Source organism: Sphingopyxis sp. (assembly GCF_035250425.1).
Lineage (GTDB): Bacteria > Pseudomonadota > Alphaproteobacteria > Sphingomonadales > Sphingomonadaceae > Sphingopyxis.
In genome coordinates this window covers 1-15176 of sequence record NZ_DATFFD010000070.1, presented here as the reverse complement: position 1 = coordinate 15176, position 15176 = coordinate 1, and the positions used below count along the sequence as shown (strand labels likewise).

Here is a 15176-nt window from a genome sequence, read left to right as displayed (position 1 = left end):
TGATGTTGGCTTGCGTCGGCGCGACCCGCAGATTGATCGTGTGCTGAATGCCCTTGTAAGTGAACCGGGCACGAATTGATGTTTTCAGAACTTCCACGCCCGTTCCGGGCCTTCCTCGACGCATTGCATATTCCCTGATTGATCTACGCAACACTACGCGGGTCAACGATGTCCAGACCGACAGAATGCATCGTCAATTGACGGCCATACAGCCGCCGGAAACTGTTTCTTTATCTGGCAATCCCGCCGCCCGATTAAATGTGCGCGTCGAGCATTGCAGGTGGATCAGAGAACAACAAGAAAGCCCGCCGCAGTCCCGAGAACCAGGACCGAAAGCAATGCGCCCGGACGGGCATAATCGGTGAAACGATAGCCGCCCGGCCCCATGACGAGCAGATTATTCTGGTGGCCTATGGGGGTGAGGAAATCGGACGACGCGCCGATCAGGACGGCCAGCAGGGCGGCATCCGGACCAAGTCCGATCAGCGCGGCGGTATCGAGCGCCAGCGGACCCATGATGATCGCGGTGGCGACATTGTTGAGTAAGATCGAGAGCAGCAAGGTCAGTGCGCAGATCGCCGCGAGCGCCGCGATCGGTGGTGCTCCCGCCAGAACATGCCCTAATGCCTCGGCAACGACTGCCGCGGCGCCGCTGGTTTCGAAGCTTTGGCCCACCGGTATCATCGCTGCGAGCAGAACCACGATGGACCAGTCTATAGAACGGTAGATATCCTCTGCCGACAACAGGCGAGAGCCGGCGAGCAATGCGGCGGCGGCCAGGAATGCGATCGCCGTCGACACGACACCAGATACGGCAAGTGCTACCGATCCGAGGAAGATCGCCAATATCATGGTCATTCGCCGCGGGTCATGGGAAAGGGAAGGATCATGCCGGTCCAGCTCGAGCAGACGGGCTCGCGCCACGAAACCCGCCAGCGCAGGCGCCGTGCCGCGAATATAGAGCTGGTCCCCGGCCTGGATACGTAGCCGGGCGAGTGGCTCGCGTTGCCGCGCGGCGCGCGGACCTGCCGCAGCCACCCGGAGCGCGCCATCGCTCTCGGCTCGAACCATGTCATGGCCATGGCCGATAAGGAAGGATCCATGCGCTACGACGACCCGCGCGGTTTCCTCGCCGGGGACTGAATCCGATCCCTCCGCCAGCGTCAGTCCGCTGTTCCCGGCCATGGTCGCACGCGCGCTGCGCGAAAGGACAAGCAGGCGATCGCCCGGTGCCACTGCCGCGTCACCGGCCAAACGCTCACCATGCCGGAATTGCGCGAGCAGGCGTGCGCCCGAATTTCGCAACAGGCCCGACAGAGCTTCCCGGGACAACGGTTTGCGGGCCGCCGAGACATCGAGTTCGAACACCCGCCAGGGACGGATGCTTTCCTGGGCGCTCGCCTTGCGCCGGGGAATGAGCCGCCAGCCGACCAGCACCATATAGAGCAGCCCCACCACGGCAACGGCGATGCCGACCGGCGCCATCGTGAAGAAACCGAAAGGTTCGCCCAGCCGCTGCTCCCGGACCGACGAAAGGATCAGATTGGCGGGCGTTCCGCTCAGCGTGGTCATGCGGCCAAGGATCGTCGCGAATGCCAGCGGCATGAGCGTCGCGGCCGGCCTGCGCCCCGAGCGCCGTCCGATTTCGGCGGCGATCGGCATGGTGATCACGAGCGCTGCGATATTGTTCATGAAGGCCGACAGCACTGCGCCCACAGGCAGCACGGCCCCCAACTGAATAGGGAATGGCGCGTGATTCGAAATGAGCCCGCGTGTGACCAGCGCCGCCGCACCGCTGAGTTCGATGGCCCGGCCGACGACGAGCACTGCGCCGACCGTCACTACCGCCGGATCGGCAAAACCGTCGAAAGCCTGTTCCACCGGCACGAGGCCGGTGATGAGGCAGGCAAAGAGCGCGATCAGCGCAACCAGATCATGGCGGACGCGCTCCGATGCGAACAGGATCAGTATCAGGACGAGGATCAGGCCGCTGAGCGCCGCGCTGCTCATGGCCGCGCCGGCCCGTCCAACACTGGCCTGACCTCACCGCGCGGCCGGATATCCACGCGCCAAAGGCTGGAGGCCGCGCCATCACGAAGCGGCGGGACGATGGCGGTGATTTCGGTGACGCCCATGCCCTGATTTGTCAGTATTTCGGCAACGGACTGTCCGCGCTTCATGGCGACGCGCCGGTCAGCTGCGGTTGCCCCATTTCGGCCCGGGCTGGCAAAGCCTTCGATTGCCACCTCTTTTATGCCCCAGCGCGCGAGCGCCCAGGCCGCCGTCCTGGCGTTCCGTTCCGCGGCGCCATCAAGCACGCTGCGCCCTTCCACGAAGGGAATGGCCGGCAGGGGCATGAGCGGCGGAATCAGCCGGATATCCATGGTGGGGGAAAGGCGGTCGGCGGCGGCTTCGAGCGCCTGATAATCCGCCAGATCGGCTTTGCCCTCGAGCCGTACCATCGCGGTCAGCCGGCGGCCGTCGCGCCGGACACCCTCCACGGCCCCGACGCCGCCGAGCAGGTCACGGAGATGCTGTTCGGGACTCGGGGGCTCGGACGATCCGGCCAGCGCCTGGTTGCCAAGCGCGCCGCCCGGCGTTTTCTCTTCGCGCTCGCCTTGCGCCGTGAGGATCTGCTGGACATCGACTTCGGGCACACCGTCGAGCGCGGCGCTGACCTTGCCGCCAAGATCCGACACGAAGCCAGGCGTGATGACCACGGCCTTCACTGACTTGAGGGCGCCGTCCTCGATCGCAATCCGCAGATCGTCGATGCGCGGCTTGCCGTTCGTGAACTGGCGTTCGATGGCCGATCGGGCGCGATGGGTCTGGCGCGCTTCGACGGCGATGTCGCGAAGCGAAAAGCCCAGCGGAAGCGCGAAGATCAGTATCGCTGCCGCCAGACCGAGTTCCTGCCAGCGCGCCTGGATCTTATGGGCGGGCTTGAAGCCGAACAGTCGCGCCACGACGAACACGCAGCCGAGGATCGCGACCACATTGGTCATGAACAGCAGGAACGCGCCTCCGGCGATCGTCGGCGAGCCCGTCGCCAGGCCGTAGCCGGTCACGGCCAGCGGCGGCATCAGCGCGGTGGCGATGGCGACCCCGGCGATGACGCCGCCCTTGCGGGTGATCGTGACATAGGCAGCGACGACGCCCGAAAGGATCGCCACCACCAGATCGAGCAGCGTGGGCCGGGTGCGGGCAAGGATTTCCGGGGTCGCCTCGTTGAGCGGCGATGCCCAGACGATGATCACGGAGGCCAGCACCGCGAGCAGCGCCCCGAGCGCAAGCGTCACCAGGGCACGGCGGAAACCGCGCGGCTCCACCATGGCCAGCGACAGCCCCATGCCGAGAATCGGCCCCATCAGCGGCGAGATCAGCATCGCGCCGATGACGACGGCGGCCGAGGATTGCAGCAGCCCCAGCGTTGCGACGCCGCAGGCGCAGATGATCAGGATGTAATAGGCGCCCGAAACGCGCGCCTCGGCCGCGATCTCCGTCTCGACGGCGCGTCGCGTTTCCTCGCTTATCGACAGCATGTTCAGGCTCCCACGGTCCAGATGACCCCGTCCGGCGAGAACCGCGCATGGGGGCGGCCGCCAGCGGCGGCGGCAAGGCAGGTGTGGATCAGATCGGAACCGAAACCGCTCCGTGTCGGCTCCCTAACCGGGGGACCGCCATGCTCACGCCATTCAAAGCGGATACCACCGCTATCGGTGTCCTGGCCCCACCAGCGTACCGAGACGATCCCGTTGGCATTCGAGAGCGCGCCATATTTGAGCGCGTTGGTCGCCAGTTCGTGAAACGCCATCGAAAGGGACTGCGCCGCGCGGGGTTGCAGATGCAGTGCCGGACCATAGGCCAAAAGCCGTGCCGGCGGGACGCCAAGGTGCTGACATACCGTTCGGTCGAATATGCCGGCAACGTCGGCATTCATCCATTGATCGTCGTGCAACAACTCATGCGACCGTGCGAGTGCCTGCAGACGGGCAGTAAGCGCTTCTCTGGCCTGATCGAGGTTCTCAGCCTCGATCAGGGTCTGGGTCGCTACGACCAGCACGATCGCGAACATGTTTCTGGAACGATGCCGGGCCTCGTCGAGAATCATCCGCAGGCGATCGTCATGGTTGTTGTCAACGACCGGATCGACCGTGAGAATGGGTTGGTGAAGCATGGCTGAAATCACTTTCATTGCGAGAGCGTGCGAGGCTCGACGATGAGCGGGTCGGAGAGGACGAGCGTATTGGGTATGAAGATGCGGCGATCGCCATCCATCAGCACCGAATGGCGCAGGTTGATGGACACGACTTTCCCGGACTCCCCTGCGATGGTCAGCCGGTCGCCCGGTTTGAAGGGCCGGTAGAGCGCGATCAGCACGCCGCCGAACAGACTGCCGGCGACATCCTTGAAGGCGAGGCTGAAAGCGGCGCCCGCGAGCCCGATCCCGGTCAGAGCCATGCTGACGTCGACGCCCAGTGTACCGAGCGCGCTGATGACGCCGAACAGCGCGCCGAGGATCCGGATCAGACGCGCGATGATCTGCGTGGCGACATCATGTTCCGGCGCGAGCCTTGTCAGCCTGCAGACCAGTCGGGCGGCGATCAGGGCGGCCCCGAAGAAGATCGCGAAGGTCAGCAACGCGATCAGCAGTTTTACCGCGGCCGCAGCGGCGAGCGTCGTCAGATGACCCTCGCCATGGCCCAAGAGGCCGGCGATCTCCTGCATCATCGCCCCGGTCCGATGTCACCGATCTGGCCGATATCCACCATGTTGCCGGTCGCGATCACCGAGGTGGCGTCGATCTCGCCATGATTCTCCTGCTCGGCCTCGACTGCAACGTCGACCGTGCTGTTGTTGCCGACCATCACCGTCACGATGTTCATGTTGGCGACGGAACCGATGCCCGGCAGGCCGACCGAGCCCGGCGCGCTTGCGGTCGTGGCGCCCGAGCCGTTCGCACGGGCGGCCTGCTCGACCTGCCACATCGTCGTCGCCCGTGCGATTGCCGCCGGACTGCGCCTGACGCGGAAGTCCCACTGATGGGCGTTCAGCGGATTTTCGGCGAAAGCTGGCCAGGCGGACAGGGCAGTACCGAGTGCGAGCATCATCCCCGCCAGACGACGGTGAAGTTTCATGGCGTTTGTTCCTTTCTTGTGGAGCAGGGCCGGGCGGCGATACCGCCCGGCTGCCCCCGGCTTACAGGCCGAGATCGAGCGTTCCGATACGGGTCGTCGCGGTGCCGAGATTGCCGATAGCGGTCGCCGATGCGCTGGCGATCGGACGATCGAGGCCCGTGAAGCTGCCGACATTGGCCATCGACACGCTGGTGACGGCGAGCGCATCGGTCCGCCCGACGCTGAGCTGGGTCAGGTCGGCAGACATCAATGCGTTGGTCACATAGCCAACCGTCGGATCGCCGGTGAGCGATTCGGCCGGGGCGGCCGCAAGTTCCAGGCTCGCGGTGTTGCTGACCGCACGCGCATCGGTGGATGCCGTGGCATCGACGACGCCCGTCGCGGTGGCAAGGGCGCTGGTTTCGTGCGGCGTGAACAACCCGTTCGCGGAATCGGCGATGAGTGCGTCGGCATAGGCATAATTCGCATTCGTCGCAGTGGGATCGGCGATGGTCGGCGTAGCTCCCGAGGTCGGATCGATGGTGCCGACATGATATTGGCCGAGGTCGACCGAAAGCGGTACTTCCGAGGCCGCCGTGTAGACATTCGCGTAGGCCGCCGCCCCGGATTCGACATGACCGATGTTGGTGGCCTCGAGCGGAGTTCCCGTGGTCGGGACGACAGACGCCGTCGCGTCGGATTCAGCGCGGACGTCGCCGACATAAATCTGGCGCGCCTGCACTGCCATGTCGCCGGTCGGCAGCGCGTTCAGCGTCGACGTGCTGGTATTGGTGGACGTATCGGTCCGGGTGGACGTCCAGGTCCAGTTGACCGTATCCCAGGCAAGGGCCGGGGCTGCGCCGAAGGCGAGGCCCGCGGCAAGCGCGGCGGTGGCGACGGCGCTGCGGATGGATGATTTCATGACAATACTCCTATGGGGTTGGGTTGCGAGCCGTTGCGCCATCTTCTCCGAGACGACATTCCGAACTGGAAGGAAGGCCGAGATAGTCCGTCATGATCTGATGGACCGCCATTTCGGCCACGGAGCGGACGCCGAGCTGCAAGGGCTCGTTCCGGATTTTCCCGGCGTCCAATTCCACGAGCGTGCCGCCGAAGAAGCGGAAGATGTTCGCTTCCACTTCGCGCCCGACGATCTGTTTCTGCAGCGTCGAGACGTAGCGGACCTCGAGCGTGCGTGCGTCGATCAGGCGCGGGTCGAGTGCGACGTTGACGACCGCGCTCTTGCCGCCGGCGCCAATGCCCTTGACCCACAAGCCCGCGCCCTGGCTCAATATGTTGTAATTGAGCTCGGTCAGTGCGCCGACGACGATGAAGTCCGCGCCCTTCAACGCGCCCGGCTTGAGCGCGTCGCCGACGAGACTATGCTTGCGGAAGGTCAGCTCCTGGTTCGCGACGCGCAGGTCGGCGCGCTCGACGAGGCGCACCTTGCGCGTCTTGTAGAAGGCGCTGATCACCATTTCGGTGGCGCCCTGGCTCAACGCATAGCCATGATCCTGAAGGCTGATCTGCCCTGTCTTGTCGACTACTTCTCCGACGGCGATGACCGGCAGATTGTTGCCGGCATTTCCCGACAATGACATGAGACAGCGCGAATAGGGCGTGTCGTTCGACGTCACCGGGAAACGGGACTCGGTACGGACACCCGCAGGCGCTTCTCGCGCCGGCAGCGTCGCGCATCCGGCCAGCATGGCTGCGGTGCAAAGGGCGAAGCCAATCCTGTTGGCTGGATGGTGGATGCGGTTGCTCATGCCGGTCAGATAACCGGCGAATCGCGGTTCGGGCGGGCGGATGACGCCGACGCGGAACGATCTGCCCGGGATCATGCCGGATCGGTGTCATTCCCGAAATGTGTGGGCGCACAGGCGCCTAAACGTCCGATTGCGTCCATCGGGGGGCGCAGAGCCGAGGGACGATTTCATGCAATATCCGACCAACATCCTTCTCATCGACGATGACGCCGCCTTTGGAGACGTTCTTGCCGAAGGGCTGATTGATCGCGGCTGCGACTGCCGTGTCTTCACGAGTCCGGGTGAGCTGACCGGCGCGGACTGGCAATGGGCGGATTTCGCCATTGTCGATCTGCAACTCGGCGACGATCGCGACGGCCCGCAGCTTCTCCGCCGCAGTTTCAGCGCGGATGCGACACCGGCGCTGATCCTCGTCAGCGGCTTCGACCCGATGGTGCTGGACGCCGCGGCGCGCGCCGTGGCGGATATCGGCTATCAGGTGGCGGCAGCCTTGCCGAAGCCGATCTCGATCGATCGCCTGACCGAGGTAGTCAGGGAAACGCAGATGCATCGCACCGAAGCCGTCGCCATGACTGCCCCTCTGGTGACGGCCGATGATCTGCGTCAGGCGCTCGCGCGAAAGGAAATCAGCGTCGTCTATCAACCGCAGGTCGCGCTCGGCACGGGCGACCTGGCCGGCTTCGAGGTGTTGGCCCGCTGGTACTCGCCGCGGCTTGGCGAGGTGTCGCCCGAACTGTTCGTGTCTCTTGCCGAAGCATCGGGACTGATCGGCCTGCTCACCGGCCTGATCGTCGATCAGGTCGCCGAAACGGCTGCCCAATGGACCGGAGATCGAGTCCCGCCGAATTTCTCGATCAACCTTTCGGGGAGCCTTCTGGATGAAATCGATCTTGTCGACCGCCTCGTCTCGACGGTCCGACGCCATGGGCTGCCCCCCGAGCGGATCGTGTTCGAATTGACCGAAACCGCGACGGCAAGTCTGCGCGGCTGCGCCCTGGAAACGCTTACCCGGCTGCGTCTAGCGGGTTTCGGATTGTCGCTCGACGATTTCGGCACCGGAGAGAACCGGTTCGAACGGCTTCTCGACGCGCCGATTACGGAACTCAAGCTCGACCGGCGTTTCGCGGCTGAAGTCGTGAAACCGCATGGCATGAGGATCGTTCGCGGGCTTGCCGCGCTCGCCCATTCGCTGGGGGCGATCTGCGTCGCCGAAGGCATCGAGACCGAAGAACAGCTACGCGCATTCCACGACGCGGGCTGCGATGTGGGGCAAGGCTGGTGCCTGGGCCGGCCCCTGTCCCTCCAGGCGATAGGATCGGCGACAAGCAGCCGCCAATCCTCCCATCATTTACAGGAACTTAATCCAAATGCGGTAACCATTCACCATGGAGCATATTCATACCTTGGTAGTCGAGGATGATAGCGCCTGCGCCGAGGCGCTTGGCGAGCTGCTCGACGATGCCGGTTATCCCAGCCAGCATGCCGCCAGCCCAGCCGAGGCCATCGCCATGATCGGATGCGATCCGCGGATCGGCGTGATGGTGCTCGACCTGCACCTGCCGGAAATGGACGGCCTGAAGCTGTTGTCCGAACTCCGTTCCGCGCTGGGCCAGCGGGGCGCTTCGCTGCAGGCCGTGCTCTGTTCCGGCGCGGCGGAGCTAAAGGACATGGACGGCGCAATGCGGCTGGGCGTTGCGGCGTTCTTGCCGAAGCCCGTCGATCGCATCGGACTGCTCAATGCGGTCACCGACGCGGCGGGACGCTATCGCGAGCTTGAGCGCGACCGCACTGCCCGCAGCGGCCTGATCAACCGTTTCCGCGCACTGGAGGATGGTTTGACCAGTGCCATGCGCGAAATGGCGGCGATGGCCGAACTGCCGCCATCCTATTCTCCGGCGGCAGGAAATGGCCGTACCGATCCCGCGCCCTCGGTCGATCAGGCCTGGCAGGCACTGCATTGCCGGCGGCTGCTCGAGGAAGCGCGTGTCCTCGACCGGCTCTTTTCCCGCCTGTCTATCGAGCAGGTCGGCTGGCGCGTGCTGCTCGCCATGTTCGAGGCCGATCTGGGCGCCGGCGAAGCCTCGGCCACCAACATCGCGCTTGCATCCGGGGCGAGCGCGTCGGCCGGCCTTCGGCGCATTGCAGAATTCGAAGAGCGCGGCCTGATCATGCGCCGCGAAGATCCCGCAGACGGCCGCCGCTTCATGCTCGGACTCACCGAAACCGGGCGCAGCCTCTGCCGCGACGCGATCCAGACCCTTATCGCCGCGCGGACAGCATGAGCGCCGTGCTCGTCGTCGACGACGATCCCTACTCCGCCGAGGAATTGGCCGAGGCGTTTGAAGACGCTGGCATTGCGGCGTTGTGGTCGAGCGATCCCGAAGAGGCGTTGCGCCGTGGCGCCGATCCATCGGTTCGCCTCGTCATCACCGACCTTCGCATGCCAGGCATCGGAGGCGAGCAGTTGATCGCGCGGTTGCATGCCGAACGCCCGGACCTGCGCTTCATCATCATCACCGGCCATGCCGGCCATGCGGACGACCCGTTCGCCGGAGGGCGCGAGATCCTTGCGCGGTTCGGAAAGCCGGTACGCAGTCCGGCGGTGGTCAAGCTCGCTCTGGAGGCGTTGGCATGAGCTTCCATATACGCTGCATGCTCGCCGTCGCCGCCATCGAAACGGCCTTTCTGATCATCCTGCTCATCATGACGCACGGCTTCCTCAACCAGTCGGTGAGAAGCGAGGTGCATCGTGACGCCCGGATCAACGCCCGTTTTGCGGCCGTCCTGCTCAGCGAACCCGTGGCAGCGGGCGATCGGCGAAAGATCAACAGGTTGGTCCAGGATCTCGTCGAAAGCGCGGATCTGGTCTCGCTTGACGTCCGGGACTCGGACGGCCGGTCGCTCGCGGCCCTCGTCAAGGGTGCCGGGTCTGACGTTGAGACCTTCGTGCAGACCGTCCCGATCATCCAGGACGGCAAACGGATCGGTACGGTCAGGGCTGTGGCCCGGGATGATTTTCTGGATGAGATTTTGGGCCGGATCAAACCCAGGCTGGTGGTGACCGCCATTCTGCTGCTCGCTCTTTCCGGCCTCGTGTCATGGGCGTTTGGACGTCATCTCTCGCGGCATCTTCGCATCATTCGCAAAACCGCGAGAAGGGTCAGTGACGGCGATTTCAACGTTGCGATTCCTGTCGAAGGCCCGATCGAATTTCGGGCAGTCGCCAAGGCGATGAACAGCATGAGCAGCCACATCGGCGAGCTTCACGACGAACTGCGCGGGGCGCTGGCAGACCGGACCCACGCGCTGGAATCAACCTTCGACCACATGACCGAGGGGGTCGCGATCTTTGATGCCGACGGGCGCCTGCTCGCCAGGAATCCGACCTTTGCGGCGCTGACCGGCATTCCGGCCGACGCCTTCGAGATCGGCTCGACGCTTGATGAGATGGTGGATTTCCATGCTGCCGGCGGCGCTTATGACAGCGCCGAGGGACAACAGATCGAGGCGCAATGCCGCAATCGGAGCTGGGAGGGTCCGTCACTGGCATTCGAGCTGTCCTTTCCCGATGGTCGCACGATTTCTGTTCGCCGGACACGGCTGCCCGATGGCGGCTTCATCGCCATCCACGAAGACGTGACTAGGGAGCGCGAAGATCAACGCCGCCTGTTGCATGCCGCCAAGCTCGCGACGCTGGGTGAACTTGCGACCGCCACCGCGCACGAATTGAACCAGCCACTGAACGTTATCCGCCTGTCAGCCGATAATGCGCGCGCACGGCTGACCGCCGGCAAGGCCACGGAAGACTATCTGGAAATGAAGTTCGGCCGGATTGCCGAGCAGACCGAGCGGGCCGCGGCCATCATCGATCATATGCGTATTTTCGGCCGCAAGCCGGTCGAGAGGCCCGAACCGTTCGACCTTGGAGAAGCCGTGCAGTCTGCGGTCGATTTTTTTGCCGAGACCGCGCGGCTCAAGGGGTACGGGCTCGATCTCGCGATCACGCCGGGCCTAGTCGTCAAGGGCCACGCGGTGCTCATCGAGCAGGTCGTCGCCAATCTCATATCCAACGCAATTGCCGCTTTCAGGACGACCGATGCGGTCGAGCCGCAGCTTCGCATCAGCGTCAAGCGATCTGATGATGCCGCGGTCGTGGAAGTGGCCGACAATGCCGGCGGGATACCGCCGGACATATTGCCGCGCATATTCGAGCCCTTCTTCACGACCAAGCCGGGCGGGGAAGGCACCGGACTCGGCCTGTCCATCAGCTACGGCATCATAAGCGACATGCGAGGAACTCTGTCTGTCCGGAATGAGTCCGGCGGCGCGACATTCTCCTTTGAGCTCCCGGTGCATGAAAGAGTTCCCTCAACCGCGGGTACCTGATGAGTTCTCGATGCATCCACATTGGAAGCCCGACCACGCAGCGCTTCGCAGCATCGCATAGCCCGCGAGCGCCGAGAGCAGCGACCCCGCCAGGACGCCGAGCTTGACGCTGTCAGGCCGCGTGCCACCCTCACCGAACGCCAGAACGCCAATGAACAGGCTCATCGTGAAGCCGATCCCGGCAAGCAGCGCGACGCCGTGGAGATGGCGCCAGTTCGCGCCCGACGGCATCTCGGCGAGCCGGAGCCGAATCATCGCCCAGCAGGCACCGAGGATTCCGAACTGCTTACCGATGAACAGTCCCGCAGCGATCCCCAGCGGCACCCCGCCCAGCATCGCCTCCGGGCCGAGTCCGATGAAGCGGACGCCCGCATTGGCGAACCCGAACAACGGGACAATGCCGAACGCGACGAGCGGATGGAGCCGATGCTCAAGCCGGTGCAACGGCGAACTCGCCCCTTCCGGCTTGCCTGGGGTCGGTGTCAACGGAACGGTCATGGCCACGGCTACACCGGCGAATGTGGCATGGATGCCCGACAGCAGCATCGCCACCCAGGCTAGCAGGCCGATCGCCAGATAGGGCCAGAGCACGTGGACGCCGATCCGCGCCAGCCACGCCAGCACCGCGATCGCCACCATGGCGCCCAGCAGCGGCAGCGGTGACAGTTCACTGCTATAGAAGAGCGCGATCGCCAGGATCGCGCCAAGATCGTCGATCACCGCGATTGCGGTCAACAGGATTTTGAGCGACACCGGCACACGCCGCCCAAGCAGCGCGAGCACGCCTAGTGCAAAGGCGATGTCGGTAGCCGCCGGTATCGCCCAACCACGCAAGCTCGGGGCATCGGCGGCATTGACCGCCGCGTAGATCGCCGCGGGCACCGCCATGCCGGCCAACGCGGCGGCGCCTGGGAGCGCGCGCCGCTCCCAGGTCGAAAGCTCGCCGTCGAGCAGCTCACGCTTCAGTTCGAGGCCGACCAGCAGAAAGAAAACCGCCATCAGACCATCATTGATCCAGTGGAGCACCGACAGCGGCCCGAGATGCAGGTGCAACAAGCCGAAATAGGCATGGGACAGCGGCGAATTCGCGGCGATCAGCGCAAGCGCGGCTGCGCCAATCAGGACGAGGCCGCCGGCAGATTCGGTTACCAAGAATTCACGAAGGACGGAGGCGGACTTGCCGCGAAGCAGTTTAGGCATAACAGCTTGTCATGACGGCGAACGGAAGGATAGCACGCGAAATTCGCGCCGCTCCGGACCCGAATTGTCCTATTGGCGTCAGAATGACGTCACTGCTAACCTTGGCCCGACATCAAGGGCGTAACCGCGTTGGATATAAAACATGTCGCCGTCCCCAACGGCGAAGCTTTTGGCAACCGACATACCAGCCCCCGCCATCGCACTACAGCGCGCGGAGAATAGTGTTTCAACGCGCCGCGTCGGCACGCCCCCGCTCCATTCGGTCATCGCGCAGTTATAGAGCAACGGCGGGCTTTCGCCCGCCGCGCGCCCGACAGCCGAAGCTGATTGGGGGAGTGGTCACTGACATATCCCGTGAAACAAGTCTGCACAATGGACCACTACCCGGATGAGGCCCCTGCGCGCTCGCACATCAAGGTCGTGTAAAAAAGACCTTATCAATGATAAGGTCGTATATATGAGACTTTATGGCCGAAAGACTGGCGCCCACGTACCATCGCTGCTGAGGTGGTCAGAGGACACCGTCGATGTCGGTCTGCGAGAAATCGTCCCCTACGAAGAGCAAGGGACAGTCATGCTCTTTCGCCACCTCATAAGCGAAGCAATCGCCGAAGTTGAGGCCAGCCGGATGCACGCCCTTGCCCCAGTGCGCATAGGCATCAGCAACGCGCTTCGCCGACGCCGGGGTTACCGAGACCACCTCCAGCCCTAAGCCATCGATCAGGCTGATAGCCTCCGCCCCAATATTCCGCCGTCCAGCAACGATCAGCGTCTCGGCCAATGTCGCAGAGGAGATGACGATGTCCTCCTCCGCCTCAATCGCGGCGATGCAGGCATCGGCTTCCTGTTCGTTGAGAAGGATGGCCATGATCGCCGAGGTATCGATGGCGATCATCCGGGCATGCCTTCGTCACCGTAGAGAAAGTCCTGGCTGCGGGCAGCAACCGGCCCCGGAGATGCCTTGGCAGCAGCAGCGGCGCGGATCGTCTCAATCAGCTTGCGACGGGATTTCCGGTCCGTCGGCGCCTTGACTGGCACGAGGCGCACGGCGGCATGGCCATGGCGGGTAAGGACGACCTCATCGCCGGCCTCGGCGCGGCGAACGAGTTCGGTCAACTGACCTTTCGCCTCAGACACGGGAATTTGCATGATGCTCTCCGAACGGTAAATGGCTCGGCAATATATGGACTAATTAATAGTCCAAATCAATCCCCTGCCCTGCACGAGCATCGCAGCCCTGCATCATTTCCCCCAAAGCATCAGCGCCGCCCGTGGGAGCATCCGTGGGAGCATCGTGGGATTCAAGGGGATTGAGCGGGAATCGAAATGGCGGATTTCCGGCGTTTCCCTCCCCTCCAGTCCCCTGGAATCCCTTGTTCCTCAGGTTTTTTTTCGAGTCCCGTAGGGGTCACCAGGCAACTTATTGATTTTCCTCGGCATGCATTGAGCGGCTGGGAAAACCCCTCCCGCAATGTGGCGGATTTCCTCAGAAAATCGTGGGAAAATTCATTTTGGTTCGCTTCACTCGCACAGACCAGCGGGGCGGAACCAAGGAATTACGCCGTTTTCCGGAACACTCGATCGACCTTCTTCGCCTCCCTTCGCGAGTCCGAGCCGTCGATCCATCGCGCATAATGTTTGTGGGTGACGCCGGCGTTCCGGTGCCCCAGCTGACGCGCGATATATGAGGGGTTGACGCCGCCGATCAGCGCGGCTGTCGCAAACGTCGCCCTCGTGCAGTAGGCATTGCGCTTGCGGATCTGGAGCGCCTCGAGCGCGGGCTGGAAATAGAGCTTCCGCTGATTCTGGACATCGGGCCACGGCCGGCCGGTGACAGGATTGAGAAAGATCGGCGTGTCCAATCCACGATCGAAGCTGTGCGCCTTCTGCCTTTCCAGCACCGCGATCATCCGATCGCTCAGCAGCACATCCCGAACTTGATATGTCTTGGTCGACTTCAACTCGGCCCGGACCCGGGCGCGTTGAACCCTGACGGATTTATTGGTCCAATCCACATCGGACCATCGCAGCGCAATCTGCTCGCTCGGACGCATGCCGGTCCCGAAGGCGAACTCGTACCAGTTCCATGCCTGCTCCGGCGCATTCGCCTGGAGATGGTCCAGGATTTCTTCCATCTCCTCCCGCGTGAACGGGTCGGGCAGATGATCCGTGGTTCTCAGGTTGGGAATGGGTGCCATTGGCGAGCGATCCAGCAGACCGTCCTCTATCGCCGCCCGAAACAGCGATCGAAGAGGGATCAAGTCGTTGTTGATCGTCCGCGCCGACACTTCTTCGGCTCGAGCGCAGATCAATTCGCGGATTTCTGAAGGCTTGATATGCGCAAGGTGGCGGCTGCCAAAGGCTGGAATCCAGATGTGGCGCATCGCCTTGCGGTATCCTTCCATCGTCGCCTTCGCGAGAACCAGCCGCCCGAGCCAGGCTTCCGCAAAGGCCTCGAAGCTGGACTGCAATGCAATTTGCGATTGCGGGAAGTGCCGCTGGAACTCGAAGATATCGAGATCGATCTCCCGCCGCACTCGAACCATGAGCCGCTCCGCAGCCTTGATGTTGGCTTGCGTCGGCGCGACCCGCAGATTGATCGTGTGCTGAATGCCCTTGTAAGTGAACCGGGCACGAATTGATGTTTTCAGAACTTCCACGCCCGTTCCGGGCCTTCCTCGACGCATTGCATATTCCCTGATTG

Annotated in this window: 15 protein-coding genes; 4 read left to right on the top strand and 11 right to left on the bottom strand. The window is 63.7% G+C overall.

Annotated elements, in window-relative coordinates; genetic code table 11:
* Window positions 1–285 precede the first annotated feature (285 nt).
* The 7 genes from VJ811_RS04425 to VJ811_RS04395 form a co-directional block, all read right to left on the bottom strand.
* On the bottom strand, window positions 286–2010 hold the full coding sequence (locus tag VJ811_RS04425; RefSeq protein WP_324071070.1) for an SLC13 family permease: 1725 nt from the start codon (window positions 2008–2010) through the stop codon (window positions 286–288).
* Complete coding sequence (locus VJ811_RS04420) at window positions 2007–3542, bottom strand: DUF389 domain-containing protein (protein ID WP_324071069.1); 1536 nt, start codon at window positions 3540–3542, stop codon at window positions 2007–2009. Before VJ811_RS04420 ends, VJ811_RS04425 begins: the two co-directional genes overlap by 4 nt.
* Window positions 3543–3544: 2 nt before the next feature.
* Window positions 3545–4195: a sensor histidine kinase gene (locus VJ811_RS04415; protein WP_324071068.1), complete on the bottom strand. Its 651-nt coding sequence runs from the start codon at window positions 4193–4195 to the stop codon at window positions 3545–3547.
* A complete protein-coding gene (locus VJ811_RS04410; RefSeq protein ID WP_324071067.1) occupies window positions 4192–4731 on the bottom strand; it encodes a mechanosensitive ion channel family protein in 540 nt (179 codons plus the stop codon). The genes VJ811_RS04415 and VJ811_RS04410 overlap by 4 nt, the downstream gene beginning before the upstream one ends.
* Window positions 4728–5138, bottom strand: a complete 411-nt coding sequence (locus VJ811_RS04405) for a hypothetical protein (protein ID WP_324071066.1) — start codon at window positions 5136–5138, stop codon at window positions 4728–4730. The genes VJ811_RS04410 and VJ811_RS04405 overlap by 4 nt, the downstream gene beginning before the upstream one ends.
* 61 nt (window positions 5139–5199) lie before the next feature.
* Window positions 5200–6039, bottom strand: a complete 840-nt coding sequence (locus VJ811_RS04400; RefSeq protein WP_324071065.1) for a hypothetical protein — start codon at window positions 6037–6039, stop codon at window positions 5200–5202.
* A gap of 10 nt (window positions 6040–6049) precedes the next feature.
* On the bottom strand, window positions 6050–6961 hold the full coding sequence (locus tag VJ811_RS04395) for a CsgG/HfaB family protein (protein WP_324071064.1): 912 nt from the start codon (window positions 6959–6961) through the stop codon (window positions 6050–6052).
* A gap of 94 nt (window positions 6962–7055) precedes the next feature.
* On the opposite strand from VJ811_RS04395, the gene VJ811_RS04390 reads away from it, so the two are divergent.
* Genes VJ811_RS04390 through VJ811_RS04375 form a run of 4 tightly spaced genes read left to right on the top strand, consistent with a single transcriptional unit; the run spans window position 7056 to window position 11272 of the window.
* On the top strand, window positions 7056–8306 hold the full coding sequence (locus VJ811_RS04390; RefSeq protein ID WP_324071063.1) for an EAL domain-containing response regulator: 1251 nt from the start codon (window positions 7056–7058) through the stop codon (window positions 8304–8306).
* On the top strand, window positions 8272–9168 hold the full coding sequence (locus VJ811_RS04385; protein WP_324071062.1) for a response regulator transcription factor: 897 nt from the start codon (window positions 8272–8274) through the stop codon (window positions 9166–9168). The genes VJ811_RS04390 and VJ811_RS04385 overlap by 35 nt, the downstream gene beginning before the upstream one ends.
* Window positions 9165–9521, top strand: coding sequence for a response regulator (locus VJ811_RS04380; protein WP_324071061.1), 357 nt, complete (start codon window positions 9165–9167; stop codon window positions 9519–9521). Before VJ811_RS04385 ends, VJ811_RS04380 begins: the two co-directional genes overlap by 4 nt.
* On the top strand, window positions 9518–11272 hold the full coding sequence (locus VJ811_RS04375; RefSeq protein ID WP_324071060.1) for a sensor histidine kinase: 1755 nt from the start codon (window positions 9518–9520) through the stop codon (window positions 11270–11272). Before VJ811_RS04380 ends, VJ811_RS04375 begins: the two co-directional genes overlap by 4 nt.
* Here the strand turns inward: VJ811_RS04375 and nhaA are convergent.
* The 4 genes from nhaA to VJ811_RS04355 all read right to left on the bottom strand — a co-directional run.
* Window positions 11255–12472, bottom strand: coding sequence for a Na+/H+ antiporter NhaA (nhaA, locus tag VJ811_RS04370; RefSeq protein ID WP_324071059.1), 1218 nt, complete (start codon window positions 12470–12472; stop codon window positions 11255–11257). The two genes, VJ811_RS04375 and nhaA, sit on opposite strands and share 18 nt — an antisense overlap.
* A gap of 511 nt (window positions 12473–12983) precedes the next feature.
* Window positions 12984–13367 (bottom strand): type II toxin-antitoxin system VapC family toxin, encoded by a 384-nt coding sequence (locus VJ811_RS04365; RefSeq protein ID WP_324071058.1) that lies wholly within the window; start codon window positions 13365–13367, stop codon window positions 12984–12986.
* Entirely contained in the window at window positions 13364–13621 is a 258-nt protein-coding gene (locus VJ811_RS04360; protein ID WP_324071057.1) for a type II toxin-antitoxin system prevent-host-death family antitoxin, read from the bottom strand. The genes VJ811_RS04365 and VJ811_RS04360 overlap by 4 nt, the downstream gene beginning before the upstream one ends.
* Before the next feature lie 407 nt (window positions 13622–14028).
* Window positions 14029–15176 (bottom strand): tyrosine-type recombinase/integrase (locus tag VJ811_RS04355; RefSeq protein WP_324071056.1); only part of this gene is annotated, 1148 nt, incomplete at its 5' end.

Coding starts and splice junctions, on each gene's coding strand:
- VJ811_RS04425 (WP_324071070.1), bottom strand. CDS start 2,010: ATGAGCAGCGCGGCGCTCAGCGGCCTGATCCTCGTCCTGATACTGATC.
- VJ811_RS04420 (WP_324071069.1), bottom strand. CDS start 3,542: ATGCTGTCGATAAGCGAGGAAACGCGACGCGCCGTCGAGACGGAGATC.
- VJ811_RS04415 (WP_324071068.1), bottom strand. CDS start 4,195: ATGAAAGTGATTTCAGCCATGCTTCACCAACCCATTCTCACGGTCGAT.
- VJ811_RS04410 (WP_324071067.1), bottom strand. CDS start 4,731: ATGATGCAGGAGATCGCCGGCCTCTTGGGCCATGGCGAGGGTCATCTG.
- VJ811_RS04405 (WP_324071066.1), bottom strand. CDS start 5,138: ATGAAACTTCACCGTCGTCTGGCGGGGATGATGCTCGCACTCGGTACT.
- VJ811_RS04400 (WP_324071065.1), bottom strand. CDS start 6,039: ATGAAATCATCCATCCGCAGCGCCGTCGCCACCGCCGCGCTTGCCGCG.
- VJ811_RS04395 (WP_324071064.1), bottom strand. CDS start 6,961: ATGATCCCGGGCAGATCGTTCCGCGTCGGCGTCATCCGCCCGCCCGAA.
- VJ811_RS04390 (WP_324071063.1), top strand. CDS start 7,056: ATGCAATATCCGACCAACATCCTTCTCATCGACGATGACGCCGCCTTT.
- VJ811_RS04385 (WP_324071062.1), top strand. CDS start 8,272: ATGGAGCATATTCATACCTTGGTAGTCGAGGATGATAGCGCCTGCGCC.
- VJ811_RS04380 (WP_324071061.1), top strand. CDS start 9,165: ATGAGCGCCGTGCTCGTCGTCGACGACGATCCCTACTCCGCCGAGGAA.
- VJ811_RS04375 (WP_324071060.1), top strand. CDS start 9,518: ATGAGCTTCCATATACGCTGCATGCTCGCCGTCGCCGCCATCGAAACG.
- nhaA (WP_324071059.1), bottom strand. CDS start 12,472: ATGCCTAAACTGCTTCGCGGCAAGTCCGCCTCCGTCCTTCGTGAATTC.
- VJ811_RS04365 (WP_324071058.1), bottom strand. CDS start 13,367: ATGATCGCCATCGATACCTCGGCGATCATGGCCATCCTTCTCAACGAA.
- VJ811_RS04360 (WP_324071057.1), bottom strand. CDS start 13,621: ATGCAAATTCCCGTGTCTGAGGCGAAAGGTCAGTTGACCGAACTCGTT.